The organism is Streptomyces erythrochromogenes (assembly GCF_040684695.1).
Lineage (GTDB): Bacteria > Actinomycetota > Actinomycetes > Streptomycetales > Streptomycetaceae > Streptomyces > Streptomyces erythrochromogenes_C.
The window spans coordinates 205,254-230,526 of record NZ_JBFBGM010000012.1 but is presented as its reverse complement, the minus strand read 5'-3'; the positions used below and the strand labels follow the sequence as shown (position 1 = coordinate 230,526).

Sequence of the window (25,273 nt, the reverse complement as noted above, 5' to 3'; positions counted from 1 at the left end):
ACGCAGGAGCGCCCTTGAGGGACCGGCACGACCCGGAAAACCATCGGACAGACGGAAAAACCCCCAGAACGTCACTGACTCCCGCCCGAGTGCATTCCGCTCGCCCGAAGCCACCGCCGCGCTTCGGCGCCCCCGCTCCGCCGGCTTCCGCCCCACACCGCCCCGCGCTTGTCCCGCCCCGCTCCGCCGGCTCCCGCCGCGCTCCGACCCTGCTCCGCCTCGCCTCGCCTCGCCCGCCCCGCCCCCCCGGTAGTCGGGGCGGCCACCGTCCGGCCGCCGCCGCCCCCCCCGCACCGGTGCGTTCGGTGCCTGCGCGGCCGTCAGTCGTTCAGCAGCCTGGCCTTCGCCGTTCTGAACTCCTGCGGGGTCAGTAGGCCCTCTCGGGCCAGGTCGGCCAGTTGGCGCAGTTCCGCCGCCAGGCCGGCGGGGGCCGCCGGGGCCGGCTCCGGGCCGGGCTCCGGGTGGGTGTCCCAGTCTGCCGCGTTGATGGGCTCCGGCTCGTAGTCGTAGTCGGGATCCGGCTCGGGCTCGTCCAGTGGGTCCGGTTCCGGCTCCTCCACGAGATCCGGCTCCGCCGCCCGGACGCCCCGGGCGAGCAGGCCCCGGTGCGGGGGCTCCTCCGGGCGCACCGCGCCCGCCGCCTCCGGGGCCGCGCCCGACGCCCGTGCCAGCAGGCCCCGCAGCAGGGGGGATCCTGCCGGGCGGTTCGCGGCGCGGACCGTCACTCCCATCGGGCGGATGAACATCAGGCCACCCCTGCCCGGGGGTCCGCCGGGACCCGGTCCGGCGGGATGCGGACCGAGCCCACGATCCGCCCGCCCGCCGCCCGTACGGCGATCGCCGCGTCCTCGGCCCAGACGTGCTCGACGACCAGCAGCAGCGCGCAGCTGCCGCGTTCCAGCAGGTCCGCCGCCTCGTGCACGTCCTCCGGGCCGATCAGCCGGGCCGCGTCCCGCCCCGTCAGCAGGCCGTGCAGTTCCACGAACTCGTCGAACTCGGCCGCGAGGACCTCGCCCGACGCCGTCTTCGTGGCGACGAGCCCGTCGATCAGCCGGACCACCCCCGTCTTGCGCAGCCCCATCACGGCCTCCACGGCCGGTACCCGCAGCTGCTCCTCCGGGAAGGCGAGGACGATGAATTCCACAGGTCCCATGCGCCTCGGCTCCTCACTTTCGATACTTTCGACCGTTTGTGACGACTCTTCGGCACACTATGACATAAGCGGACATACCATCCGTCAGCTTGCTACGTTTCGGGGTATGACCGCTCTGACGGCGAAGGTGGCGGAACCCTCCCCGCCCCCGCCACCCCAAGCCGGCGCGCCCAAACGCAGGGGGGTCGAGCTGGCGCTCCTCGCGGGGGCCGTCCTGATCTCCGTACTCGGTCACCTCCACGTCGGCCTGGCGACCACCGGCCGCATCCCCGACCCCGCCGACCGGTACGCCATCGGCCTCGCCGCGGCCGCGCTGATCGCGCACCTGGCCGTCCGGTTCCGGGCCCCGTACGCCGACCCCCTGGTGCTCCCCATCGCCGTCCTGCTCAACGGGCTCGGCCTGGTCCTCATCCAGCGCCTCGACGCGACCACCCCCGGCCACCCCACCGCCGACGACCAGCTCCTGTGGTCCGCCCTCGGCCTGGTGCTCTTCGTCCTCGTCGTCGCGCTGCTCCGCGACCACCGGGTGCTCCAGCGCTACGCGTACCTCTCCGTCGCCACCGCCCTGGCGCTGATGCTGGTGCCCGTCTTCTTCCCGGCGGTCAACGGCGCCCACATCTGGATCCGCTTCGCCGGACTGTCCTTCCAGCCGGGCGAGTTCGCCAAGATCCTGCTCGCCGTGTTCTTCGCCGCCTACCTCGCCGCCAACCGTACGGCCCTGGCGCTGACCGGCCGCCTGCTCTTCTGGAAGCTGCGCCTCCTGCCCGGGCGCGTGCTCGGCCCGATCCTCGCGATCTGGCTGCTCAGCGTCGGCCTGCTCGTCCTGGAACGGGACCTCGGCACCTCGCTGCTGTTCTTCGGCCTCTTCGTGATCATGCTGTTCACCGCCACCGGGCGGATCGGATGGATCGCGATCGGGCTGCTGCTCGCGGCACTGGGCGCGTACGCCGTCGGGACCTTCGAACCGCATGTGAACAGCCGCGTGGACGACTGGCTGAATCCTTTCGCCTCCATCGAGCGCGGCGAGGGCCCCGGCCAGCTCGCCCAGTCCCTCTTCGCCTTCGGCGCCGGCGGCCTCCTCGGATCCGGCCTCGGCCACGGCCAGTCCTTCCTCATCGGGTTCGCCGCCAAGTCGGACTTCATCCTCGCCACCGCCGGCGAGGAGCTCGGGCTTGTCGGCCTCACCGCGATCCTGCTCCTCTACGGGCTCCTCGTCGCCCGCGGATTCCGCGCCGGCCTCAACCTGCGCGACCCCTTCGGCAGGCTGCTCGCCACCGGCCTCGCCTCGATCGTCGCGCTCCAGGTGTTCGTCATCGCGGGCGGCGTCACCGGGCTGATCCCGCTCACCGGCATGGCCATGCCCTTCCTGGCCCAGGGCGGCTCCTCCGTCGTCACCAACTGGATCATCGTCGCCCTGCTGGTCCGGCTCAGCGACAGCGCGCGCCGGCCCCGTCCCGCGCAGGAGGCGGCCGAGTGATCCGCTACATCCGCTGGTGCGCGTACTTCTGCGCCCTGCTGCTCCTCGCCCTGCTGGTCAACGTCGCCCGCGTGCAGGTCTGGGAGTCCGCGTCCTACGGTGCGAACCCGGCCAACAAGCGCACCGCGATCGAGCGCTACGCCGAGCCGCGCGGGGACATCCTCGTCGACGGGCGCCCCGTCACGGGCTCCCGCGACAGCGGGCAGCTGCTGCGCTACGAGCGGACCTACGCCGACGGCCCGCTCTACGCGCCCGTCACCGGCTTCTCCTCGCAGACCTACGGGACCAGCTTCGTCGAGCGCGCCGAGGACGCCGTCCTGTCGGGCACGGACCCGGGGCTGTCGGTGTTCCCGCTCTGGTACGACCTGGCCCGCGGCCGCCCGGCCGGCGGGAACGCCGCCACCACCGTCCGCGCCGCCGTGCAGCGGGCCGCGTACGCCGGACTCGGCGGCAAGCGCGGGGCGGTGGCCGCCCTCGAACCGGCCACCGGGAGGATCCTCGCGCTCGTCAGCAGCCCCTCGTACGACCCCTCCGTGCTCTCGGGGACGGGTACGAGGACGAAGGCGGCCTGGACGGCGCTGAACGAGGACCCCGCCCGGCCGATGCTCAACCGGGCACTGCGCGAGACGTACCCGCCCGGCTCCACCTTCAAGATCGTGACGGCGGCGGCGGCCCTCGACGCGGGCGTGGTCACCGACGTGGACGCGCCCACCCGGACCCCGGACCCCTACCCGCTGCCCGGGACCAGCACCCTGCTGCCGAACGCGGCCACGGGCTGCGAGGACGCCTCCATGGCCGAGGCCGTGCAGTGGTCGTGCAACACGGTGATGGCGAAGATCGGGGTGCAGGTCGGGCTGCGCGGCATGGTGGACGCGGCGCGCCGCTTCGGCTTCAACACGGAGGGACTGCGGGTGCCCTCGTGGGTGTCCCGGTCGAACTTCGACACCGACATGAGCCGGGACCAGCTGGCCCTTTCCTCGATCGGCCAGTTCAACACCACGGCGACACCGCTGCAGATGGCGATGGTGGCCGCGGCCGTCGCGAACGGCGGTGAGATCGCCTCCCCGTACCTGGTGGAACGGACCACCCAGGACGACGGTTCCCCGGTCCGGCGCGGGGACCGGCGCAGTCTCGGACGGGCGATGAACCCGGCCACCGCGCTGCGGATGCAGGAGCTGATGGTGAAGGTGGTGGAGAACGGCACCGGCAGGAACGCGGCGATCCCGGGCGCGGTGGTCGGCGGCAAGACCGGCACCGCCCAGCACGGCGTCGGCAACGCGGGGACCCCGTACGCCTGGTTCATCTCCTGGGCCCGCACCGAGGGCGCGGCGCTGCCGGCGGTGGCGGTCGCGGTGGTGGTGGAGGACGCGGCGGCGAACCGGGGCGACATCAGCGGCAACGGCGCCGCGGCCCCCATCGCGCGGGCGGTGATGGAGGCCGCACTGCGCGCGAAGCCCTCGGAGTAGGGCGGTCCGGCGGGGCGGGTTCAGCGGGAGGTGTCGGTGCCCTCCCGGATGGCGGCCTCCACCTCGGCGACCCGCTCCGACTCCTCGGCCGCGAAGCGCTCGCGGTCCAGGGCCTCGGCGATCTCCTCGTCCTGGCTCATCAGCAGGTCCAGGTTGGAGTCGCCCATGTGGAAGACGCCCAGGTCCACGTAGGCCCGCTGGAGCCGCTCGCCCCACAGCCCGATGTCCTTCACGCACGGCACGATCCGGCTGAACAGCAGCTTGCGGAACAGCTGCAGGAACTCGGACTGTTCGCTGAGCCGCGCCGCCTCCTTCGCCGGGACGCCGAAGTTCTCCAGCACCTCCACCCCGAGCAGCCGGTCCCGCATCAGGTAGCAGCCCTCGATCACGAACTCCTCGCGCTCGCGCAGCTCCGCGTCCGTCAGCTGCCGGTAGTAGTCGCGCAGCGCCATCCGCCCGAACGCCACGTGCCGGGCCTCGTCCTGCATCACGTACGCCAGGAGCTGCTTGGGCAGCGGCTTGGTGGTCGTGTCCCGGATCAGGCCGAAGGAGGCCAGCGCCAGCCCCTCGATGAGCACCTGCATGCCCAGGTACGGCATGTCCCAGCGGGAGTCGCGCAGGGTGTCGCCGAGCAGCCCCTGGAGGCTGTCGTTGACCGGGTACAGCATCCCGACCTTCTCGTGCAGGAAGCGCCCGAAGATCTCGGCGTGCCGGGCCTCGTCCATGGTCTGCGTGGCCGAGTAGAACTTCGCGTCGAGGTCCGGGACGGATTCGACGATGCGGGCCGCGCACACCATCGCGCCCTGCTCGCCGTGGAGGAACTGGCTGAAGTTCCAGGCGGTGTAGTGCCGGCGCAGCTCGCCCCTGTCCTTCTCGGTGAGCCCGGCCCAGTGGCGCGTCCCGTACAGCGGCAGGGCCTCGTCGGGGGTGCCGAGCGGATCGTGCGGGTCCACCTCGATGTCCCAGTCGATGCGCTTGGCGCCGTCCCACTGCTTGTCCTTGCCCTTCTGGTAGAGGGCCAGGAGCCGCTCGCGGCCGTCGTCGTACTCCCAGGTGAAGCGGGCGGAGCCGGAGGCGGGGATCTGCCACACGGCCTCGCCCGGGTCCTCGGTGTAGAGCTCGTGCGTCGACACTGACGCCCCCTCGTCTCGCGTACTGCCGTGCAGGACCGGACAGTTGGCAGCGTCACACGTTGGTAGACGCGGGGTCAACAAGTCGTGCGCGGGGGATTGACGACCTTGCTGACAAGCAGTCTCATAAGTGGTGACCGCCGGTAACTCGACGACGAGGTGTCCGAAGCCATGACGACCGTGACCGAACGAGCCGCGCTCAGGGACGCCCTCGGCCTCCTCAAGGACCGGGAGCAGATCGCCGAGCGCCTGCTCGAATCCTCGGCCAAGCACTCCTTCGACCCCGACAAGGAACTCGACTGGGACGCCCCCATGATCGAGGGGAAGTACTACTGGCCGCCCGAGCTGCTCTCCCTCTACGACACCCCGATGTGGAAGACGATGGGCGAGGAGCAGCGCATCGACCTCTCCCGTCACGAGGCGGCCGCGCTCGGCTCGCTCGGCATCTGGTTCGAGATCATCCTCATGCAGCTGATGGTCCGCCACATCTACGACAAGTCGCTGACCAGCAAGCACGTGCGCTACGCGCTCACCGAGATCGCCGACGAGTGCCGCCACTCCATGATGTTCGCCCGCATGATCCAGAAGAGCGGCAGCCCCGCGTACCCGGTCTCCCGCCTCAACCACAACCTCGCGCGGATCCTCAAGACCGTCTCCACCACCCCCGGCTCCTTCGCCTGCACCCTCCTCGGCGAGGAGATCCTCGACTGGATGCAGCGCCTGACCTTCCCGGACGAGCGCATCCAGCCGCTGGTCCGCGGCGTCACCCGGATCCACGTCATCGAGGAGGCCCGGCACGTCCGGTACGCCCGTGAGGAACTGCGCCGCCAGATGCTGACGGCCCCGCGCTGGGAGCAGGAGCTCACCCGGATCAGCTGCGGCGAGGCCGCGCGCGTCTTCTCCCTCGCCTTCGTGAACCCGGCCGTCTACGACAACGTGGGGCTCGACCGCCGCGAAGCGGTCGCCCAGGTCCGGGCCAGCGGCCACCGCCGCGAGGTCATGCAGACCGGAGCCAAGCGGCTCACCGACTTCCTCGACGACATCGGCGTACTGCGCGGCGTCGGCCGGAAGCTGTGGCAGAGCTCGGGGCTGCTGGCGTAGGAGACGGGGACGGTACACGAGCCGGGGATGGCGCACGAGCCGCGGATGGCACAGGAGCCGGGGATGGCGCAGGACGGGCCCGGGGGATCGGGCCGGGACTTCGCGGACGGCGGCCGCGGGCGGCCGCCCGCGGGCTACCCTGCGGTCATGACCGTACGCGCGTACCGCCGGCTGAGCGTCGAGGAGCGGCGGGCCCAACTCCTCGACGCGGCCCTCTCGCTGTTCGCGCACCGGGCCCCGGAGGAGGTCTCGCTCGACGACGTCGCGGAGGCCGCCGGGGTCTCGCGCCCGCTCGTCTACCGCTACTTCCCCGGCGGCAAGCAGCAGCTCTACGAGGCGGCCCTGCGCTCGGCGGCCGACCTCCTCGAACTCTGCTTCGCCGAACCCCAGCAGGGCCCCCTGACCCGGCGGCTGTCCCGGGCCCTCGACCGCTACCTCGCGTTCGTCGACGAGCACGACACCGGCTTCGCCGCCCTCCTGCAGGGCGGCAGCGTCGTGGAGACCTCCCGCACGACGGCGACCGTCGACGGCATCCGGCGGGCCGCGGCCGAGCAGATCCTCCTCCACCTGGGTGTTCCGGCGCCCGGGCCCCGGCTGCGCATGATGGTGCGCACCTGGATCACGGCGGTCGAGGCCGCCTCCCTCATATGGATCGACGAGGGCAAGCAGCCCGAGGTCGACACCCTCCGCGACTGGCTGCTCGACCAGTTCATCGCCCTGCTGACCGCCACCGCGGCCACGGATCCGGAGACCGCGGCGGCCGCCCGGGCCGCCCTGGCCATGGAATCGGCGGACGGGCCGGTGGGGGACCTGGCCCGGCGCGTGATGCCGGTGGTCTCCGAGGCCGCCCACCTGCTGTGACACTGGTGGGGTGAGAAGCGAACCGACCCCGTTCGAGGGCGGCCCGATGGACGGCCGGGTCCTCCCGGTCCTGACCGGCCCGACCGGACACCCGCCGAAGTGGTACGAGATCCCCGTCCCGACGCCGGACGGCCCGCCGACGGTGCTGCTGTACGAACGCGTCCCGGCCGGCTACTCGAAGCGGCTGGGCCTGCAGAAGGGCTGGAAGTACGCGTTCCGTCCCTCGGGAACCAAGCCGCGACCCCGCTGGCCCTGGACCAGGACCCCCCGCCCCCAGGACTGACCCCGAAGCCCCGCCCCGCGCCCCAGGGCCTGACCGGGTACCCGGGCCCCGTGACCCTGGAGGTCGGGGCCCGGCTCCGGGATCAGGCCCCGTACCTCGGCCGCGGCTCGGGCTCCGGCCCCCGCCCCGACCCCTGGGGGGGGGCAGGCCCCGGCCTCGTGGTCAGGCCCCGTGCCCCAGTGCCCGGCCCCAGTGCCCGGCCCGGCCGCGGCTCCGGGCCTTGGCCCCGGCTCCGGGCCTTGGCCCCCGCCCGACCCCCAGGGGTCGGGCGGCGCCGAACCCTCCGCTAGGAGCCGGGCAGGGTGAGGACCGCCAGGCCGCCGCCACCCTCCGCGGAGCGGAAGCGCAGCGTCGCGCCGATCGCCTCCGCCTGGCCCACGGCGATCGTCAGGCCCAGCCCGTGCCCCTTCCCCCCGCTGCGGAAGCGCTGCGGGCCGTGCGCCAGCAGGTAGTCCGGGAAGCCGTCCCCGTGGTCCCGTACCGTCACCACCTGCCCGTCCACCGTCATCACCACCGGCTGCCGGCCGTGCTGATGGGCGTTGGCCACCAGGTTCCCCAGGACCCGCTCCAGCCGGCGCCGGTCCGTCTCCACGTGGGCGTCCCGCAGGACGACCACCTCCGTGTCCGTCCCCGAGGCCCGCACCACGCGCCGGGCCAGCCGCCCCAGCTGGTGCAGGTCCGTCTCCACCGCCTCGCTGCCCGAGTCCAGCCGGGAGATCTCCAGCAGGTCCTCCGTCAGCTGCCGCATCGTCCGGACCCGTTCGCGCACCAGCTCGGTCGGCCGGCCCTCCGGCAGCAGCTCCGACGCCGCCTGCAGTCCGGTCAGCGGCGTGCGCAGCTCGTGCGCCACGTCGGCCGTGAACCGCCGCTCGCTCTCCAGCTTCGACTGCAGGCTCCCCGCCATCGTGTCCAGCGCCCCGGCCACCGTCGCCACCTCGTCCTGGCGCCGCGACGGGTCCTTCGTCCGCGGGTCGTCCACGCGGGCGTCGAGGTCGCCCTGCGTGATCCGCCGGGCCACGGTCGCCGTCTGGTGCAGCCGCCGCGTCACCCGCGTCACCGCGAAGGCGCCCACGAGCAGCGTCCCGCCGATCGCCAGCACCGACGACCCGATGATCGCGTTGTCCAGTCCGCTGATGGTGCGGGCGCTCTGCCCGTAGTCGATGCCGGTCGCCAGGGCCCGGCCGTCCGCCGGGCCGGCCGCCCACATCGTCGGGCGGCCGCGGTACTCCGCCACGACCGTCCCCCGCTGCCCGCCGGCCGCGAGCGCCCGCAGCTCCGGCGGCAGGCCCACCGGGTCCAGTCCGGAACCGGGCGGCAGGGGCTCGCCCGCCTCGTACCGGTCCGTGACCTCGCTCAGCCTGCCCAGCGCCTTCTCCCGCGCCGTGGCCACGGTCTGGCGGGTCACCTCCACGTGCACGAGCGCGCCGAGCACCGCTGCCAGGGAGCAGCACATCACCGCGATGAAGCAGGCCGACTTCCAGGTCAGCGTGGCCGTCCAGGAGGGCAGCCGCGGTCGCAGCCGCAGGAGCCGCACCAGCCGTGACCGCCGCCCGGTCCGCCCCAGGTGCCCGCCCTCGCTTCCGCTGTCGTTGTCGCTCCCGCTCCCGTTTGCGTTCCCGTTTGCGCTCCCGCCCCCGCGCACGGTCACGGCCGGTCCGCCCGGGGGCCGTCGCCGGGCCCGGCACCCGTCCCGGGCCCCGGACCGCCCCCGCTCCCCGCGCCGGGTCCGGGACCGCGGTCCTCCGGACCCCGGGGGCCCGCGGGCACCCGTACGATCTGCTCCCGCGTCGGCAGCATGGTGCGCTGCTTCTCCTCCCAGGACCAGGCGGTGATCAGCTCGTAGCCGCGGTTCCCGCTGGGCACCCGCAGCACGACGTCCCGCCCGGCCAGCTCCACCGAGACGACGGTCTGCGTGGTCGCCATGATGCGGTTGAGCCGCCCGTCGCGGTCCGCCGTGTAGACCCGTACGGACATCATCTTGTCCGGGAACTCGATGCCCACGATCAGCTCGTCCTTGCCGTTGCCCGTGAGGTCCCGGTAGTACGGCGCCAGCACCGGGCACGACTCGGGCTCGGCGGCCCCCTTCGTACAGGTGTTGATCGCGGCCGCCGTCTCGGCCGGTATCCCGTCCGCCCCGGTCCTGGCCTTCGGATGGGCCCGCAGCTCCGCCTGGACGAGGGCCACCGGGTCGACCGCGTGCACGTCCTCGTCGCGGACGGGCGGGATCCCCTTCACGTACTCGGGCGGGGCGCCGGCCGGATCGGCCGGCGGTACGGTCGCCCCCAGGCGGTCCGGCCACAGGTGTACGGGCCCGCTCGCGGTCGCGGTCGCCCCGGCGCCGACCAGCCCGCCGGTGTCGCCGCAGCCCGCGAGCAGCGGAAGCGCGGCGATGGCCAGCAGCGGGGCGAGGACGGGACCCGGACCCGGGGAGCGGGAGCGGCGGCGCGCGCAGCCGCCGGAAACGAACCTCTTCACGGCCCCCCTGTTCACAGCCCCCGTGCCCTTCTGCGCGCGTTACGACGACGGTCGATCGCATCCACCATATGCGGAGATGCGCCCCTTTTGCCCCGGCCGACCGGCGAGGGCCGGAGTGCGGGCGGGCACGGGCCGTCCGTACGCACGGCCCACGGGCCGGCGGGCGGGCGGACGTCGGTCAGCCGTCCGTGCGTCCTCGGCGGAGCATGGCGAAGCCGAGCCCGGCCGCACCCACGGCGGCGATCCCGCCGCCCGCGGCGAGCAGCAGCATGCCGTCGCCCGGCCCGTCGGCCAGAGTACTCAGCCGCCGGCCCTCGGCGGACGTGGCCTCCAGAACGCGGGTGTCGCCGGCGGCGGCCCGCCGCTCGGCCGAGACCGGGACGATCTGCCCGTCGCGCGTGCCGGTCTTGTGCCCGTCGCCCGCGACGGCGTGGCCACCGTCCTGCGCGGGGGCGTCGCCCGCCCAGGACGTCAGGCGCCCCGCAGAGTCCAGGGCCGCGTGCAGGTCGCCGGAGCCGCCGACGTCGGTGACCCCGTCACGGCTGGTCAGGGTGGTCGCCCTGGCGCCGTCCGCGGCCAGGATGTCGGCCTGGTAGGCACCCTTGGCCGTCCGGTAGACCTTCGCCGTGGACACCCCGTCGGCCAGCGAGAGGCTCTTGACCAGGGTCCGCTGCGGGGCCGAGGAGTGCGCGGACGAGGCCGCCGGCACCCCTTCGGCCAGCGCGGCGGCGGTGGGCAGCGCCAGCAGGCTTCCGGCACAGGCGGTCACGGCGGCGGCGCGAACGAGAGTGCGGCGGCGGACGGTGCTCACGGGGAGTCCTTCTGGCTGGTGTGTCGGTGTCCCGGTCGGGGCCTGGTGTCTCCAGGTGCGACAAACCTAGGGGGCGGCCGTTGCGGCGACACCCCGTTCATGTAACAGCGAAGTCGCAAGGTTCCGTCGGAGTCGTTACACAACCGAGGGATTGCCGTGCGGCGCCCCGGCTGCTCACATGGACGGCGGGGGTGAGGGTGAATGCGCGGACTCAAGGTACTGCCCAGCGGCCGGCCCGGCCGCGGCCGACTGTACGTCAACTTGCCCGACGGGCGGGCGGTCGCCTGGTACGACCGCCAGGCCAACCGGATCAGCGTTCTCGCGGACGACCACCGCGAGGCCGTCCTGGCCGCGCTGCGGCCCTACTTGAGCGGCACGGTGTCCATCGGGCCGCCACCGGTCCCCACGGCGGCCGACCTGCGGCGCCTCGCCATGTCGCCGGACGCCGACCTGGCTCCGAACCGCCCCGGCGAGACCCTGCTGGCCGAGCTGGAAGACGGCACCGCGGGCACCCGGTCCCGGCACCGCCTGCGGCAGGACCTGACCGCGCAGCAGCGCATGGGCGACGCCTTCGACGCACTGGAACCGGAAGGCTGGCGGACCCTGCACTGCGTCCCGCTCCCGGGCTTCGGCCGCATCGACCACCTGGTGATCGGCCCGGCCGGGATCTTCTGCGTGCGTACGATCCCGGGGCGGCGGCAGCGCGCGGTCGTCGGCGACCTGCTGCTCACGGTCGGCCGCGCCGAACCCCGCCCGGATCCGCGGTGGATCCGCGGCGCCGCGGCCCGTGCGACCGCGCTCCTGGACGCGAAGGTCACCCCGGCCCTGGCGGTGGTCGACGCCTCCCGCCTGGAGGCGGCCCCGACGGTCCGCGACATCCGCATCCTCCAGCCGCCGACCGCGACCCCGGACCTCGTGGCCTCCCCGACGGCCCTCAAACCGCCTGATGTCGAAGCCCTGTTCGCCCAGGCCCGCGACACCCGCACCTGGCTGCCGCCGACCCGGCCGACCTCGCCGGCCCGGTCGGCCCCGTCGATCCCACCGATCCCGGTGCCCCGCCCCCGGCCCGCTCCGGCCCCACCGGGCTCCGGGGCGCGGGGTCCGGGGCGGACCCCCGGGAAGCGCTGAAGGGGCGCTGAAAGGGCGGAGCGGGGGAGGGGGCGCCGCGGGTCCCCGCCCCGGCCCCGGCCGTCCCCGCCCTTCTGCGGCCCCGGTCGCGTGCCTCAGGCGGAGGCCCGCTTCCGCGGCGACGCGCCCTTCTTCGCCCCCGCGGCCGTACCGGCCTTCTTGGTGCCCGCCGTCGAAGTCGCCTTGCTCGCGGTGGATTTGGCCGCGGCCGACTTCGCGGTGTTCGACTTGGCCGCGGTCGACTTGACCGTTCCCGACTTCGCCGTCCCGGGCCCGGCGGCGGTGGCGGACTTCTTCTTCGACGTGGTCTTCGCGGCCGCCGTGGTCTTCTTCGCCGAAGCCGCCGTCGACTTCTTCCCGCCGACCGCCTTCGGCGCGGCCGACGTCTTCCGCGCCGCCCCGCCCCGCCGCCGCATGGGCGTGACCTCGGCATCCGTCCCGGTCCCGGGCCCGCTCTCGGTCGCGCCCTCCGCGGACGCTTCGCCGGTCCCCCCGCCCCCGTACCCGCCCTCGCCCTCGCCCTCGCCCCGCGATGCCTTCGCCGCCCGCACGCTCTTCTCCAGCGCCGCCATCAGGTCGATCACCTGCCCGCCGGCCGGCTCCACCGTCGCCTCCGCCGGCTCGAACGCCCCTCCCGCCTTCGCCGCGATCATCGCCTCCACGGCATCCCGGTACTCGTCGTGCAGCGAGGCCAGCTCCACCTCGCCCAGCGTCGCCATCAGCGCGTCCGCCAGGTCGAGTTCGGCGTCCCGCACCGTCACCTCCACGTCCGGAGCAACGCCCTCCGGCACCCGGATCTCGTCCGGCCACAGCAGCCCGTGCATCGCGATCACGTCGTCGACGACGCGCAGCATGCCCAGCCGCTCCCGCCCCCGCAGCGCGAACTTGGCGATCGCGACCTTCCGACTCCGCTTCAGCGCCTCCCGCAGCAGCGTGTACGGCTTCGCCGCCGTCGCTCCGTTCGCCGCCAGGTAGTACGCCGCGTCCATCTGCAGCGGATCGATCTCCTCGGCGGGCACGAACGACATGATCTCGATCGTCTTCGCCGTGGCCAGCGGCAGCTGCGCCAGGTCCTCGTCCGTGATCGGGATGACGGACCCGTCCGCCTCCTCGTACCCCTTGCCGATCTCGGCGCCCGGCACCTCCTCGCCGTCCAGCTCGCACACCTTGCGGTAGCGGATCCGGCCGCCGTCGGCGAGGTGGATCTGACGGAAGGAGATCGAGTGGCTCTCGGTGGCGTTCACGAGCTTGATCGGAATGCTGACGAGGCCGAAGGAGATCGCTCCGTTCCAGATGGATCGCACGGTTCCTCCTGTTTCGTGGCAGTCTCATCGTATGACGCCGATCACATTGGTGGAGGGCCGTCGCATCGCGCTCAGCAACCTCGACAAGGTCCTCTATCCCGAGACCGGCTTCACGAAGGGCGAGGTGCTGCACTACTACGCCACCGTCGCGGAGCCCCTGCTCGCCCAGATCCACGACCGGGCGGTGTCCTTCCTGCGCTATCCGGACGGACCGGAAGGCCAGCTGTTCTTCACCAAGAACCCGCCGCCCGGCGCACCCGACTGGGTGAGGACCACCCCCGTGCCCCGCTCCGAGGACCCTTCCGCCGAACAGGTGGTCGTCGCCGACATGGCCACCCTCATGTGGTCCGCCAACCTCGTCGTCGAGTTCCACATCCACCAGTGGCCGGCCGGCAGCCCCGCCGTCGCCGACCGCATGGTCCTCGACCTCGATCCGGGGGCGCCCGCGTCCGTCGTCGAGTGCAGCGCGGCCGCCCTGTGGCTGCGCGAGCGGCTCGCCGCCGACGGCCTCGACGCCCACGCCAAGACCTCCGGCTCCAAGGGCCTGCACCTCGCCGTGCCCCTGGAGCCGACCCCGTCCGCGCAGGTGTCCGCGTACGCCAGGCAGCTCGCCCAGGAGGCCGAGCGCGAGCTCCCCGACCTCGTGGTCCACCGCATGGCCAAGGCCCTGCGCCCCGGCAAGGTCTTCGTCGACCACAGCCAGAACGCCGCCGCCAAGACCACCGCCGCCGCCTACACCCTGCGCGCGCGGGCCCGCCCCACCGTCTCCGCCCCCGTGTCCTGGGCGGAGGTCGAGGCCTGCCGCACCCCCGCCGACCTGGTCTTCCTCGCCGACGACATCGGGCCGCGGCTCATCCGCGACGGAGACCTCTTCGCCCCGCTGGCCGACCCCGCGCGGGGCCGCCCGCTCCCCAGGGTCCGGCCGTGATCCGCGTCGCGCTGGCCACCGCCGTACGCACCCTGCCGCGCGGGGCGGGGCTGGCGTACGAGCCGAAGTTCGACGGGCACCGGCTGGTCATCGCGCGCTCGGCGTCGGACGTGACGCTCCAGGCCCGCTCCGGGCGGATCGTCACCAGCGCGTTCCCCGATCTGGCCGCCGCCGCCCTGCGCCTGCCCGCCGGTACGGTCCTCGACGGCGAGGTGGTGGTCTGGCACGCGGGCCGCACGGACTTCGCGCTGGTGCAGCGGCGGGCGGCGGCCACCGCCGCGCGGGCCGCCGTGCTCGCGCAGAGCCTGCCGGCCTCGTACGCCGCCTTCGACGTGCTGGAACTGGCCGGGCTGGACGTACGCGCCCGCCCGTACGAACGCCGCCGGGCCCTCCTCGTCGACCTGCTCCTGCCCCTCGGCCCGCCGCTCCAGCCGGTCCCGATGACGACCGACCCGGAACTGGCCGCCACCTGGTACGAGACCCTCCCCGCCAGCGGCATCGAGGGCCTCGTCGTCAAACGGCTGGACCAGGCCTACCCGGCCGGGCGGCGCGGCTGGCAGAAGCTGCGGCACACCGACGTCCGGGACGCCGCGGTGGTCGGCTACACCGGCACCCCGCGCCGGCCGCTCGCCCTGGTGCTCGTCCTGCCGGTCGGGGACGAGACCCCGCTGGTGTCGAGCCCGCTGACGGCGGCGCTGCGCCGGGAGGTGGCCGAGGCCGCCGCCGCGCGCGGGGCCGCCGAGCCGCCGGCCACCGAGAGCGCCGCGGGGGCCGCCGACGGGGCCGCGGCCGAGCCGGCCACTGCCACCGTCACCGCCATCGGACTCGGGGAGGTCCCCTACCGCGCCCTGGACCCGCCGCTCACGGCGGAGGTCCGGCACACCTCGGCCCGGCACCCGCCGCCGGAGGTGCTGCGGCTGCGGACAGACCTCTGACCCGCGCCGGACGGCGCGGGTCAGAGTCAGGTCAAGGCCGTCGGTTCTCGGGCTGCCGGGTCTGCCGGGTCTGCCGGGTCAGGCGTGGGCCCCGCGCCCGGCGTCCGGGGGAGCCCCCGGCTGCGGGTGCGGCCCCGGCCCCTCGGGCTGCTTGTATCCGGACTCGCGCTCCTTGCGGACCTCCTCCGGGTGGCTGGAGGTGGTGGAGCCGAAGTTCCCGTAGCCCTGCATCTCGTGCGGTCTCAGGCCGCCTTCGGGAATCTCCACCTGGTCCCGCTCCTCGCGGACCTCGTAGACGGCTCCGCCGTCGGGCAGATGGGGCTGCTCCTCGGCGGCGGGGGGTGGCGGCTCCTTGGCCCGGACCAGCTGGCCCAGCTTGAAGCCGCCGAGCAGCAGGGCGACGACGGCCAATCCGATGACCGGGAACCACGCCACATCCGTGAGGATCGAGTCCACGCTCAGGATCATGTCCATACGGAGCATTTTCCCCCACAACATCCCATTACGCGCATTACAGGCGTGCCAGGGGCCGGCTGGGGTATGGAGGGCCTCAGGTATTGATCGGCCCGTCGGCGTCCCGCAGCGCACCCGCCTTGCGCGCCCCCAGCACCCCGAGGATCTCGGCGCAGATCGCCAGCGCCGTCTCCGCCGGCGTGCGGGCGCCGAGGTCGAGCCCGATCGGCCCGTGCACCCGCGCCAGCTCCGCCTCGGTGACCCCGGCCGCGAGCAGCCCCTCCCGCCGGCGGGCCGTCGTACGCCGCGACCCGAGCGCCCCGACGTACGGCACCTGCGCGGCCAGCGCCGCCCGCAGCGTCGGCACGTCGAACTGTTCGTCGTGGCTCAGCATGACCACGCACGCGGCGTCCCGGCGCGCCCCGATCGCCTCCACCGCCGGCCCGGCGGCCTCGACCCGTACCGCCTCCCAGCCCAGCAGCAGCGCCTGCCGCTCGATGACGGCGGCCAGCTCACCGCCGCCGCCGATGACCACGTACGGGGCCGACGGCTGGGCCTCGACCAGCACCAGGCCGGACTCCCCGTACAGGGCGTCCCGCCCGGCCCGCCGCGTGGCCAGCAGCTCCCCGGCCCGCCGCCCGGCATCGTCGCCCGGCACCGCGGTGGCCCGCACGACCTCACTGGACGCCTGGTCGGCGGCCTCGTTCAGCCGGGTCACCAACGCCACCCCGACGCCCTCGCCGAGCAGCTCCCACCACTCGGCGGGAATCCCCGCGAGCGGCTGGAGCAGCACCTCGGCCTGCCCGCCGCAGGTCAGCTCCGCCGCCACGGCCTCGTCCCCGGCCACGGACACCTCGCACACCCGCGCGGTGGCCCCGGGGGCCATGGCCACGGCCTCGGCGACGAGCTCGGCGTCGAACACCCCGCGGTACAGGTTGCCGACGCACTCCCCCCGCGCGTCGACGAGCACGGCCCCGGCGGGATCCCGCGGCCCGAAGCCCTGCTCGGTGACGGGCCGGGCCAGATACCCCGCCCGCCCCTCGGCCACCCACTGCCGCGCCGTCTGCACCAGCTCACGCATCGTGCCGCCCCATCCACTCCGAGCTCTCCCCGCAAAGCACCAGGTCAGCGACACCTTGCGGCCTCACCCACCACCATAGGCAGCCCCCTGCCCCGCCCCCACCCCCCAAACCCACAGCTTCCCGGCCCCACCCCTCGTACGGACCACCGGAACCGGGAGGCCCCGACACGAGCAACCGCCGTCGTCGGCACCCCATGCCCCGCAGACGAGCCGCTGCCTTCGACGAGCAGCCGCCGAGGAGTCCAACGCACCTCCTGAATCCCGACCGTTCGACGTCCGGCCCCAGCTGCGGCGTCGAACGCTTCTTCGCCAGGGGGTTGTTAGGGTGATCGCTTCCTGTTCGTGCGCCCGGGGGAGGGCATCCATGACGTTCGACGAGGAGTGGGCCGCCGCGAAGAGGAATGCGGCCACGCCCGGCGGGGCTTCGTACGACCTGGTCATCACGCAGGACGACCTGGGTGCGGTCGGGCACGAGGCATTCGTCGTCCACGGTGAACTGCGCAAGAAGTCGGACATCGCGGGCACCGGGGCCACCAGCAGGGCCGCGGCCGAGTGCTCTGCCAAGAACCTGGCCATGGGGTCTGAGCTGACGGCGACCCTCTCCACCTGGGACTCGCAGGTCAAGACGGTCCTGCAAATGTACGCGCACATCTCCAATCACCTCGACCACTCCAAGCAGGCACACGCACGTGACGACGAGGCCATTGCGGCCAGCCTGCGCCATCGGGACGGTTCGGCCATGTCGGTCGCCGAGATACAGAGGTACGTGAAGTGACCTTCACCTGGACCGACCTCATCACCCTCGACCTCGCCAGGCTGAACGACGCCGCCACGGAATGGAAGACGGCCGCGGAAGGACTCGCCGAGCTGCACACCACCGTCCGCGACGGCCTGGTCAAGAAGTCGGAGGCGGCCCAGTGGGAGGGGGCCAACGCCTCCGTGACCCGGGAGTTCGTCCGCAGTGCCGCGAAGGAGGTGGACGACCTTCGGCGCGAGGCCAAGAGCATCCACGCGGTCCTCGCCGACGCCCATGAGGAGCTGACACGGATCCAGAAGCAGGCGAAGGATCTGGCGGAGGAGGCGAGCCAGGGCAGTCCGGTCGACGAAGGTGAGCCGGATCCAGGACTGCTGGTATCGGATGCCGGAGGCGGCAGAGTCCGTGTGGAATCGTCCATCTGCGATGTGCGGGGCCCCAGCCAACGCACTCTGGACATGATCCGCTGGTACGCCGACACGCTCACAGGTCTGGTCAGCCACGCTGCCGAGGTGGACGCCGCTGCCACCCGCGCTATGCGGGCCACCCACGGCGCCGCCCCCTACGACGCCGGCCATGCCGAGTACAGCTCGCTCGACGAGGACCAACTGCCGCGAGCCATGAAGCTGGCGGCGCTGGGCGACGAGGCCAAGCCCGCCCAGCAGGCCGAGCTGCGAAGGCTCTGGCAGTCGCTCAGCCCCGATGCCCGCGCCCAGCTGTGGACGGCCCACAAGGAAGACCTGCTCGCAGCCGGGCTCTTCAACCCGTCGGTCAAGCAGGTGGCGCCCGACCGCGGATCCGGGAAGCACGGGGCGGAGGACATCGAATGGAACGACTGGGTCACCAGAACCAAGATGCAGATGCTCGTCGTCGGCGGCGACTGGGGTGACATGAACGACGCCTCGCGCCACATGAAGCACTACCTCGACAACACGGGCACCCCGATGGAACTTCCGGTCGACAAGATGCTGACGGACAACGACGGCTTCCAGGGCCATGTGGACCGCCACCACCTCCTGAACCGCGAGTCGGAATGGCGGGAGCAGGCGCTGGCGGAGTACGAGAGGAACGGTGACCGGGCCGTCGCCGTGCCGGTCGAGACACCCAACGCGGACTACTACTTCCAGGACCAGAACTGGTTCTACGCGGTCGGCGGTGTCCGTTCGAACATCACGGGGGTGATGACCGTCGTGCCGGGCGCGGACGGCAGGCCGGTGGTCGGACTCGACTATCAGGTCAACGTGTGGGACCGCTACAACTGGGACGAGGGCAAAGGCGTGACCATCGGGAAGTTTCAGATACCCGACGGCGAGCCGAGCCAGCAGCACAAGGTCGGTCTGGCGCAGGAATTCAACATGGCCGGAAGCAGTTCGGTCAAGCACTACGAGCTGGGCAGCGGGGCTGCGGTGCCCAGCCCCGACGATCCCGGGCGCGCCGGGACCCGCAGCGATCCCGGTCGCCATGGCCGGGACGGCGGAGGGGATGTCGACCGATGAGCCACCCCGAGGCACCGGCGGGCGGCGGTGGGCGAGGGAGGCCCTGGCGGCGAAGGCTCGCCGTCGGCGCCTGGGTGTTCTCGGGCCTGTGCGTTCTCGGTGTCCTCGGCACGGTCCTGATGGTCGTGTATGGCGCGGGCGAGTCGGCCGAGCGCGGCAAGGCGTGCTGCTGGGAGGAACACGCCACGCCGGAGTGGACGGCGAAGACCATGGGATTCCGCGTGCCGGAGACGGCCACCGACCGGCGGGCCGGGCTCCACACCAACGACCAGTACGACGTCGCGCTGCTTGCCTTCACCGTGACGACCGCCGAGGCCGACCGCTTCCTGGAGCCGCTGCAGCCGGAAGGCACACAGTTGGTCCGCAACACCCATCCCAAGGAGCCCGGTTACACGCGAAGCGACGGCTTCAGCCACCTCGGCCTGCCGGAGCCGGAGACCTTCGTCGAGGGAATGCGCATCGGCGGCCTCTGCCGTGGTGACAGCAAGACACCCGAAGGCCAGGCAGTACGGTTCTGCACCGACATCTACGCCCACGAGTTCGAGCCCGGCACCACGCGCATCTACCTCTGGGCCGGCAGCGACGCGGCCATGGCCAAGCCGACACCCTGACGGTGGCGCAACGAGCCACGCCGGCGGTTCCATCGCCGGTCGCCCGCGGGCCGGCGGTCTGGCCATGCCCCCGAACGGCCGGCCGGCACCTGTGCCTTCCGGCGGCGCGCGAGGTTCTCGCGGGGAGGGTGCTGACGAGCCGCCGGGCTGCTCGAAGACCAGCGCGGCGAGACTCACGCGCCACTCCCGCGAAGACGGCGAGAGAAAGAGAGAAAGCCCCGGACTCAGTGGAACTGAGTCCGGGGCTTTCTCTTTGGCACTTGCGCTGGTCAGCGGCAGTTCTCACTGACCCCTGCGAAGTGCCCCCGGCAGGATTCGAACCTGCACACACGGCTGCGGAGGGCGCTTGACGCTCAGACAAAGCAGCAGGTCCGAGGCGCGTTCGCGATCGGGCGGACGTAATCCGTCCACGGGTAGTCCACGGTTCCACAGCGTCGCGTCAAACGGCACGGTGCTGTCGGAGGCGCTCGCCGTAACCACAAACGAGGGGTCCGCGCTACGGTCGGAGAATCCCCGACCTGCTCGGCCGCTAGTCGACGTCCTTCTCTTCCTCCATACCGTCGAGGAGTCGCCGGGCAAGGATGGCGAGCGTTTCTCCGTCCTGGGTGGCCCAGCGGGCGGTGCCCTGGTTCGCGACGGGGCGACCTTCCCATTCGGCCAGCGCCCACATCCGCGCGATGAGACCGCTGGGTGAGTACGCGACGCCATCGGCGGCCCAGACGATGGGACGTGTCCGGCTGGTGTTCGTCCACTTCGCGAGTGCTCGGCGCGGATTGGCGGCGAGCCATGCGGTCAGCGCGTCCTTCTCGGGCTGCAGGTACAGGGCCAGGTGCAGAGGCGCCCCTTCCTCCAGGGCACCGCGGTCGACGATGACATGTACCGCGTTGGGCCTGCGGCGCTTGCGCGGTTTGTTCTCCTGGCGCCGGTACTTCGCGGCGGCGTCCTCGGTGTCACCGCCTTCAAGGGCTGTCAGGACCGCGGTCACGAGGTCGGCGGCCTGCCGAGGGTCGGCACACACGCGCTGGAGACTCGTTCGGGTCCCCACCTCGTCGTCCAGGACCTGCACAAGTACCGGAACGATGCGCTTGACCAGCTCGGGCACCTGCTCCTTGGCCGTGGCGGCCCACGCGAGCGACTGGTCCGGCTCACCCATGCCGGCGTCCTGGGCCAGTAGGTGCTGGAACACCAGGTGGGTGATGAAGAACGTACCGTCGTCGATGACGGCAGCCGCGCGCCCCTCGTACTGTTCGCGTTCCGTACGCAGGGCCGTACGCACCGCCCGGAGGACGTTAACGGCGTTCCAGGTTTCGTACACGCTGGGCACGGAGCGGAAGAGGGGGTCGTAGACACCGCTGCTGCCCCGTTCCCACAGCACGTCGGTGGAACCAGAGGCGACGAGCCGGGCTGCGAACCGGCTGCCGCTGTGGGCGCAGGCGAGCGCGCAGGCCGCTTCCACGACGGAGCAGCCCTCGTCGTCCTGCGGTTCGAGTTCGCTGCGCCGCACGCTGTACACAAGGCCGAGCTCGGCACGGAATTCTTCGATGAGCACCGCCTGGACGGGGTCAAGGGCGATGCGGTCACGGTCGGTGATGTGGTTCTGCCGGTTGGTGGCCTGGGTGGTGCGGTTGGCGAACTCGGTGTCCCCGCCGGTGACGATGAAACGGACGGTGATCTGGGCGAGTTCGGCGTCCTCGGAATGCTGGCTGGCCTCGATGACGGAGCGTACAGTCTGCGCGCCGTTCACCACGCTGGCGCCGTGGGCGGTGAGGCGGACGGGATAGCGTTCGGGGACCTTCTGAGACCCAAACACCGGTTCCACGGAGTCGCACAGAACCGTGACTCCGTTGTTGAAGTACCAGAATAGGGAGGGCTCGCCGGTGAGAGTGTCCACCAATTCCTTGTTGATGGGGGTCAGCCCCAGAGGGTTGCGGATGTTGCGGGCGAACAGCTCATTGCCGTGCTCGGCCCAGCTTGCGACCTCTTCGCCTTGCATGACGCCCTCGTAGGAAGGGTAGGGCGAGGTCACGCTGAACCAAGGGCTGAGCGTCGCTTCCAGCGTGACAGGTTCGCTTCGCTGATCCTTCCGGACCAACGCGTGAATCTGTGGAGCATGCAGGAAGTGGTGATCGACGTAGTCGCCAAGGGAGTTAAATTCCGCCTCGCCGTTTCTGATGACCTGCTGCACGCCCGGGGAAGGCGGCTTGGTCCCCATGAGGGCGATCACTTGGGTGATGCGGGTGCTCTTCTCGCCGATCAGTTCGTGTGCTCGCTTGGCGAGAATCTGACCGCGAGGGTTGAACTGGGCTGCCTCTCCCGAGTCGATGAGGGTCAGTCCCGCGAAGAGCTTGTGCACCGCGGTCTCGTCCGCCTTGGCCGTCCCCTCCGGGCTCCACTTTGCCTGCACGAGGTATATGTGTGAGGTCGCCTCGTCGATGGCGATCGCGTCGATCCCCTGGTCCTGGCCGCCGTCGATGACGCAGTCAGCTGCTTGCTCCCGGGTCCACCCCGTCATGATCCGCACGGCGTGCGCCGCCAGGGCGCGGGAGCGGAAGGCGGGCTTGGTCTGCTCCGGTGGCCGATTGCCGAAGTCACTCATGTCGATGAGGTCGGTGTACGTCTCGTCGAAGGCGCGCTCGGTCTGGCGGACCTGGGTGGGTATGCCCGGCTGCTGGGGGTTGGTGTTCACGGCGTTCCTGTTCGACTGGCTACGAGCGGCGAAAGCGGCAGCGGCACGGAAGTATCAACGGGGGGAGTCCAGTACCATCCACGATGGCTCGCGCGATGCCGCGTGAATTCGCCAGGCCGGTACACCAACCGGCTAGGGAACGGCAGTTGGTGGACGGTCAACGTCGGCGCCCTTCCTCTAACGAGGTCGACGAAAGTCCGCCCTGGTCCGTGCAGCGTTCCCCCGTTTGAGCAGACCTGCGCGGCCTGTCTCATGATCACTGAGATGATAGCCTTGTTCGTTGCTTTTTGTATGGCTTTCTGTGTGGCACCGCGGCCTACCTGGCCAACTCCTCAGGAGGGCGCATGCGTCTCTGGCATCGGCGCTGGTCATGGCTGCGTGGCGCCCGCTTGGTAGTTCATCTGTCCATGGATAGCCGGCTCCGGAGTCGGACAGCAGGCGGCTGAACCATGTCTTTGCGCGCTCGTATGCCCCGTCAAGATCGGAGCTGATCGGCAGCTGCTTGACGACTGAGTACCCGACGCCGAGCGCCCTGTTCAGCTGGGTATAGAGATCGCGCTTGGCTTGCAGTGCTTGATCAGTGCGCTCCTGTGCCCGTTCACGGTCGGTGCGCTGGTTCTGCTCCGCGGCCTGGTCACGACTGGCGTGCTGGCTGAGCACCGCTCCGCCCAGAGTCCCGCCCAGCGTTCCCCGACGCTAATCAGCGCGACGGCAAGCGTGGTCACGTCCACGAGATCCCCCAACCCGTCCATGGAACTGCTCGTGCAGCAGTCTGCTCGATTTTTGGGGTGGTCACCTGCGGGAACGCTCCAAGATCCCGTCCACGCCTCGTCCATAGACCTCGAAGTACGGTCGCTCCGGACGGCATCCGCCTGCACATACGCGAAGACCCCGGCTTCAGCGTTCTCGCTGATGGCGGGGTCTTTGGGCACTTCCTGCGAAGTGCCCCCGGCAGGATTCGAACCTGCGCACACGGCTCCGGAGGGCATCCGTTGACAGACCTTGACACCTCGCTGACCTGCACGAACCTGGCGTGCGGCTCTGCGTCATTGCGTTTTCACACGCTGGTCACACGACCGCAGCCAGGTCTCGCCCTTAGGAACTAGCTGCTCAGCGCCGCAAACCGGGGAGGTCGGGTTTGAGGGACTCGCCATGGCGGCTTGCCAGGTAAGGACCAGCCTCCGACCATGCCCGCTTCAGGGGACGTCGCCTAGGACCCTGCGATCGTCGACTCGATTTCCAACAGTAGGTCCCTTACTTCGGGTACGACCTCGTCTGCGCGCATAGTGCTGGCTATGGCGCGTACGGAGACATTTTTATGGCCCGAAGCTGACAGTTTCCTGTTCAGGCTCGCTAGTACCTTCTTGGGTGGGCACATGGCTATGCGCTGGGACGGGTCGGCCCAGATGCTTTCAAATTCGGGGAGGACAGTCCGGTAAACATCCATTAGATGTACCGTGGCCGAGACCATCGTTGTCTGCCTGCGGTGGACGTATTGGGCCTGGGTATCAACTTTCTGCTCAGCTACAACGTCGGCGAGCATTTGCTCAACGGATGTGAGATCCGCACCAGAAATTCGGGAAATGACAGCTGGGATTAGGAAGTAGCTCTCCAGTTCCTTCCTTTTCCACACGTGCCCGCGAATCCCGGCAGATGACAGTTCGTTATGCACGTCGAAGACTTGCTGATCGGTTCGATTGTCCCGATCTAGAATCACGTACGTTGATACTGCCTTATCCAGCAGGTTGTCATTCAACCAGGAGAATGCGCCGACATGAGTCCAGTTGTCAAAGCCCCCAAGGGGGATGACGGCGACACCTTTTTCGCCGGAGAGTTTCGCGGCACCCACTTTGCGTGCGACGATCCGGAGGGCTTTCATGTCCTGGCCCTCGACGAACAAGGCAACCTTTGAGCGTAGTGCACGCGCCACACCTAGGTTGAAACCAGACCCCAGTTGCTGACTTGCCTGATCGAACGATTTTGAATCCCGCAACGACTTGGCTCTCGTTCTGGTGCGGTCAACCCAGATCACTGAGTCCCGTCGTGACTCGGCCAGGACCTCAGGCGCATGAGTCGCCATGATCCATTGTTGCGGCTGATCCTCAAGCACATTGATGAGGCGCCTCTGAAGGTCGGGGTGCAAGAACACATCCGGCTCGTCGAGGACGATCGTTTTGGCGGCTCTATGCTTAAAGAGCTGCGTGAGGACCTGAAGCCAAATCTGGAGTCCGTCGCCCGCCCAGAAGACTTCCTTCTCTGATCGTGTCGCGGATTCAGTGAAGAACAAATCAAGTTCGGTTGACTTATCTCCAGGACTGGCGGTCAAACTAAGGGCTTGAATTTCTGGAGTGTTATCCAGGATGAACTCTACGAGGTCATCGTAGGAGCTGCGATCCGAGTTCCTGAGGTGGTAAAGCTGATTCCTGAAGTGGGAGCTTGCGAGACGTGTTGACTGATTATCGCGGACGTGCCGCTCCGTCAGCACGGCCTCGCGATGCTGTACTGGTGTCAAAGTGGGTACGACGCCGATCACGGGACTAACGGATCGAGCGGCCAGTGCGGTCGTGACGAATGAGGAATCTTTGTTCTGCAAGCAGAAGAAGGGGAGATCATCCACCGGCCAGACTGATTGCAGGGTTGCACCTGAATCGAATGATAGTGTCATCCGACTTTCTGCTTCGCGGAATTCGTGTCGGATATTCTCGCCGATGAATCCGGAAGGATTTCCGATGGTGCTGGAGAGGATATGGCCGCGCGCCCATGCGCTCCCATCCAGGATGAACCGATCGGCGCTGTTTCGCTTCCGTGCGTGATTGACCTGTTCGGCCGCAAGCCGCAATGCGGAAATGATGGTACTTTTGCCGGCATTGTTGGGGCCGACAAGTACTGACTGCTTGCCGAACTGGATGTCAAACCTGGAGAACCCTTTGAAATGGGAGAGGGTCAATTTCTTCAGCACTCGACCAGCTTAGGGCTGATCAGGCAGCCGCGGGGCGGGTTCTTGGGAAGTGCCGCTGGCAGAGGACGGTTCGGGAGGTGTTCCAGGGAACGACGAGCGCCCTGCGAGCCTCTGTCGGACGCCTTTAGCCCGAGCAAGTGCATCAAGTGCGGTTATGCCAGGGGAGCGCCCGCAGCGGGAG

22 protein-coding genes are annotated in these 25,273 nt (G+C 70.9%); 11 read left to right on the top strand and 11 right to left on the bottom strand.

Annotated features, from left to right (window positions below; all coding sequences use genetic code 11):
* Positions 1 to 320: 320 nt before the first annotated feature.
* A complete protein-coding gene (locus AB0O53_RS20070; RefSeq protein WP_350987916.1) occupies positions 321 to 746 on the bottom strand; it encodes a hypothetical protein in 426 nt (141 codons plus the stop codon).
* Positions 746 to 1,153, bottom strand: a complete 408-nt coding sequence (locus AB0O53_RS20065) for a DUF6325 family protein (protein WP_037631829.1) — start codon at positions 1,151 to 1,153, stop codon at positions 746 to 748. Before AB0O53_RS20065 ends, AB0O53_RS20070 begins: the two co-directional genes overlap by 1 nt.
* A 106-nt stretch (positions 1,154 to 1,259) precedes the next feature.
* Between AB0O53_RS20065 and AB0O53_RS20060 the strand changes: the two genes are divergently transcribed.
* A complete protein-coding gene (locus AB0O53_RS20060; protein ID WP_365197099.1) occupies positions 1,260 to 2,630 on the top strand; it encodes an FtsW/RodA/SpoVE family cell cycle protein in 1,371 nt (456 codons plus the stop codon).
* Positions 2,627 to 4,096, top strand: coding sequence for a penicillin-binding transpeptidase domain-containing protein (locus AB0O53_RS20055; protein WP_350987914.1), 1,470 nt, complete (start codon positions 2,627 to 2,629; stop codon positions 4,094 to 4,096). The genes AB0O53_RS20060 and AB0O53_RS20055 overlap by 4 nt, the downstream gene beginning before the upstream one ends.
* A 20-nt stretch (positions 4,097 to 4,116) precedes the next feature.
* On the opposite strand, the gene AB0O53_RS20050 is transcribed toward AB0O53_RS20055, so the two are convergent.
* On the bottom strand, positions 4,117 to 5,229 hold the full coding sequence (locus AB0O53_RS20050; protein WP_365197095.1) for a ferritin-like domain-containing protein: 1,113 nt from the start codon (positions 5,227 to 5,229) through the stop codon (positions 4,117 to 4,119).
* 168 nt (positions 5,230 to 5,397) lie between these two features.
* Here AB0O53_RS20050 and AB0O53_RS20045 point away from each other — a divergent pair, with 168 nt between their 5' ends.
* The 3 genes from AB0O53_RS20045 (at position 5,398) to AB0O53_RS20035 (ending at position 7,471) form a co-directional block, all read left to right on the top strand.
* Positions 5,398 to 6,327 (top strand): AurF N-oxygenase family protein, encoded by a 930-nt coding sequence (locus tag AB0O53_RS20045; protein WP_365197092.1) that lies wholly within the window; start codon positions 5,398 to 5,400, stop codon positions 6,325 to 6,327.
* 147 nt (positions 6,328 to 6,474) lie between these two features.
* Positions 6,475 to 7,188 (top strand): TetR/AcrR family transcriptional regulator, encoded by a 714-nt coding sequence (locus tag AB0O53_RS20040; protein WP_030854022.1) that lies wholly within the window; start codon positions 6,475 to 6,477, stop codon positions 7,186 to 7,188.
* A 10-nt stretch (positions 7,189 to 7,198) separates the two neighbouring features.
* The gene (locus tag AB0O53_RS20035) at positions 7,199 to 7,471 is read left to right on the top strand and encodes a DUF8847 domain-containing protein (RefSeq protein ID WP_350987911.1); all 273 of its coding nucleotides are present in this window, start codon (positions 7,199 to 7,201) and stop codon (positions 7,469 to 7,471) included.
* A gap of 286 nt (positions 7,472 to 7,757) precedes the next feature.
* Here the strand turns inward: AB0O53_RS20035 and AB0O53_RS20030 are convergent, their stop codons facing one another.
* The 3 genes from AB0O53_RS20030 to AB0O53_RS20020 form a co-directional block, all read right to left on the bottom strand.
* Positions 7,758 to 8,996, bottom strand: coding sequence for a histidine kinase dimerization/phospho-acceptor domain-containing protein (locus AB0O53_RS20030; protein ID WP_403140061.1), 1,239 nt, complete (start codon positions 8,994 to 8,996; stop codon positions 7,758 to 7,760).
* Positions 8,997 to 9,115: 119 nt separating this feature from the next.
* The gene (locus tag AB0O53_RS20025; RefSeq protein WP_350987910.1) at positions 9,116 to 9,946 is read right to left on the bottom strand and encodes a hypothetical protein; all 831 of its coding nucleotides are present in this window, start codon (positions 9,944 to 9,946) and stop codon (positions 9,116 to 9,118) included.
* Between the two features lie 178 nt (positions 9,947 to 10,124).
* Positions 10,125 to 10,757: a hypothetical protein gene (locus AB0O53_RS20020; RefSeq protein WP_365197088.1), complete on the bottom strand. Its 633-nt coding sequence runs from the start codon at positions 10,755 to 10,757 to the stop codon at positions 10,125 to 10,127.
* Between the two features lie 201 nt (positions 10,758 to 10,958).
* Here AB0O53_RS20020 and AB0O53_RS20015 point away from each other — a divergent pair, with 201 nt between their 5' ends.
* On the top strand, positions 10,959 to 11,885 hold the full coding sequence (locus AB0O53_RS20015; RefSeq protein WP_365197085.1) for a nuclease-related domain-containing protein: 927 nt from the start codon (positions 10,959 to 10,961) through the stop codon (positions 11,883 to 11,885).
* 95 nt (positions 11,886 to 11,980) lie between these two features.
* On the opposite strand, the gene ku is transcribed toward AB0O53_RS20015, so the two are convergent.
* The gene (gene ku, locus AB0O53_RS20010; protein ID WP_350987907.1) at positions 11,981 to 13,189 is read right to left on the bottom strand and encodes a non-homologous end joining protein Ku; all 1,209 of its coding nucleotides are present in this window, start codon (positions 13,187 to 13,189) and stop codon (positions 11,981 to 11,983) included.
* Positions 13,190 to 13,220: 31 nt separating this feature from the next.
* On the opposite strand from ku, the gene ligD reads away from it, so the two are divergent.
* Both ligD and AB0O53_RS20000 read left to right on the top strand, forming a co-directional pair.
* On the top strand, positions 13,221 to 14,117 hold the full coding sequence (gene ligD, locus AB0O53_RS20005) for a non-homologous end-joining DNA ligase (RefSeq protein ID WP_350987906.1): 897 nt from the start codon (positions 13,221 to 13,223) through the stop codon (positions 14,115 to 14,117).
* Positions 14,117 to 15,052 (top strand): ATP-dependent DNA ligase, encoded by a 936-nt coding sequence (locus tag AB0O53_RS20000; protein ID WP_350988412.1) that lies wholly within the window; start codon positions 14,117 to 14,119, stop codon positions 15,050 to 15,052. The genes ligD and AB0O53_RS20000 overlap by 1 nt, the downstream gene beginning before the upstream one ends.
* A gap of 78 nt (positions 15,053 to 15,130) precedes the next feature.
* Here AB0O53_RS20000 and AB0O53_RS19995 read toward each other — a convergent pair whose 3' ends face one another.
* Positions 15,131 to 15,526, bottom strand: a complete 396-nt coding sequence (locus AB0O53_RS19995) for a DUF6479 family protein (RefSeq protein ID WP_350987905.1) — start codon at positions 15,524 to 15,526, stop codon at positions 15,131 to 15,133.
* A gap of 76 nt (positions 15,527 to 15,602) precedes the next feature.
* Positions 15,603 to 16,586 (bottom strand): XdhC family protein, encoded by a 984-nt coding sequence (locus AB0O53_RS19990; protein ID WP_365197081.1) that lies wholly within the window; start codon positions 16,584 to 16,586, stop codon positions 15,603 to 15,605.
* A gap of 364 nt (positions 16,587 to 16,950) precedes the next feature.
* Here AB0O53_RS19990 and AB0O53_RS19985 point away from each other — a divergent pair, with 364 nt between their 5' ends.
* Genes AB0O53_RS19985 through AB0O53_RS19975 form a run of 3 tightly spaced genes read left to right on the top strand, consistent with a single transcriptional unit; the run spans position 16,951 to position 19,447 of the window.
* Positions 16,951 to 17,361, top strand: coding sequence for a hypothetical protein (locus tag AB0O53_RS19985; RefSeq protein ID WP_365197078.1), 411 nt, complete (start codon positions 16,951 to 16,953; stop codon positions 17,359 to 17,361).
* Positions 17,358 to 18,836: a hypothetical protein gene (locus AB0O53_RS19980; RefSeq protein WP_365197075.1), complete on the top strand. Its 1,479-nt coding sequence runs from the start codon at positions 17,358 to 17,360 to the stop codon at positions 18,834 to 18,836. The genes AB0O53_RS19985 and AB0O53_RS19980 overlap by 4 nt, the downstream gene beginning before the upstream one ends.
* Complete coding sequence (locus AB0O53_RS19975) at positions 18,833 to 19,447, top strand: hypothetical protein (protein ID WP_350987901.1); 615 nt, start codon at positions 18,833 to 18,835, stop codon at positions 19,445 to 19,447. The genes AB0O53_RS19980 and AB0O53_RS19975 overlap by 4 nt, the downstream gene beginning before the upstream one ends.
* Positions 19,448 to 19,976: 529 nt before the next feature.
* Here the strand turns inward: AB0O53_RS19975 and AB0O53_RS19970 are convergent.
* The gene (locus AB0O53_RS19970) at positions 19,977 to 22,133 is read right to left on the bottom strand and encodes an AIPR family protein (RefSeq protein WP_350987900.1); all 2,157 of its coding nucleotides are present in this window, start codon (positions 22,131 to 22,133) and stop codon (positions 19,977 to 19,979) included.
* A gap of 1,210 nt (positions 22,134 to 23,343) precedes the next feature.
* Positions 23,344 to 25,092: an ATP-dependent nuclease gene (locus tag AB0O53_RS19965; protein ID WP_365197070.1), complete on the bottom strand. Its 1,749-nt coding sequence runs from the start codon at positions 25,090 to 25,092 to the stop codon at positions 23,344 to 23,346.
* Positions 25,093 to 25,273: the final 181 nt, after the last annotated feature.

Excerpts from the sequence above, each read along its gene's own strand:
- AB0O53_RS20070 (WP_350987916.1), bottom strand. The coding sequence starts at position 746 with ATGTTCATCCGCCCGATGGGAGTGACGGTCCGCGCCGCGAACCGCCCG.
- AB0O53_RS20065 (WP_037631829.1), bottom strand. The coding sequence starts at position 1,153 with ATGGGACCTGTGGAATTCATCGTCCTCGCCTTCCCGGAGGAGCAGCTG.
- AB0O53_RS20060 (WP_365197099.1), top strand. The coding sequence starts at position 1,260 with ATGACCGCTCTGACGGCGAAGGTGGCGGAACCCTCCCCGCCCCCGCCA.
- AB0O53_RS20045 (WP_365197092.1), top strand. The coding sequence starts at position 5,398 with ATGACGACCGTGACCGAACGAGCCGCGCTCAGGGACGCCCTCGGCCTC.
- AB0O53_RS20040 (WP_030854022.1), top strand. The coding sequence starts at position 6,475 with ATGACCGTACGCGCGTACCGCCGGCTGAGCGTCGAGGAGCGGCGGGCC.
- AB0O53_RS20015 (WP_365197085.1), top strand. The coding sequence starts at position 10,959 with ATGCGCGGACTCAAGGTACTGCCCAGCGGCCGGCCCGGCCGCGGCCGA.
- ligD (WP_350987906.1), top strand. The coding sequence starts at position 13,221 with ATGACGCCGATCACATTGGTGGAGGGCCGTCGCATCGCGCTCAGCAAC.
- AB0O53_RS19995 (WP_350987905.1), bottom strand. The coding sequence starts at position 15,526 with ATGGACATGATCCTGAGCGTGGACTCGATCCTCACGGATGTGGCGTGG.
- AB0O53_RS19990 (WP_365197081.1), bottom strand. The coding sequence starts at position 16,586 with ATGCGTGAGCTGGTGCAGACGGCGCGGCAGTGGGTGGCCGAGGGGCGG.
- AB0O53_RS19985 (WP_365197078.1), top strand. The coding sequence starts at position 16,951 with ATGACGTTCGACGAGGAGTGGGCCGCCGCGAAGAGGAATGCGGCCACG.
- AB0O53_RS19975 (WP_350987901.1), top strand. The coding sequence starts at position 18,833 with ATGAGCCACCCCGAGGCACCGGCGGGCGGCGGTGGGCGAGGGAGGCCC.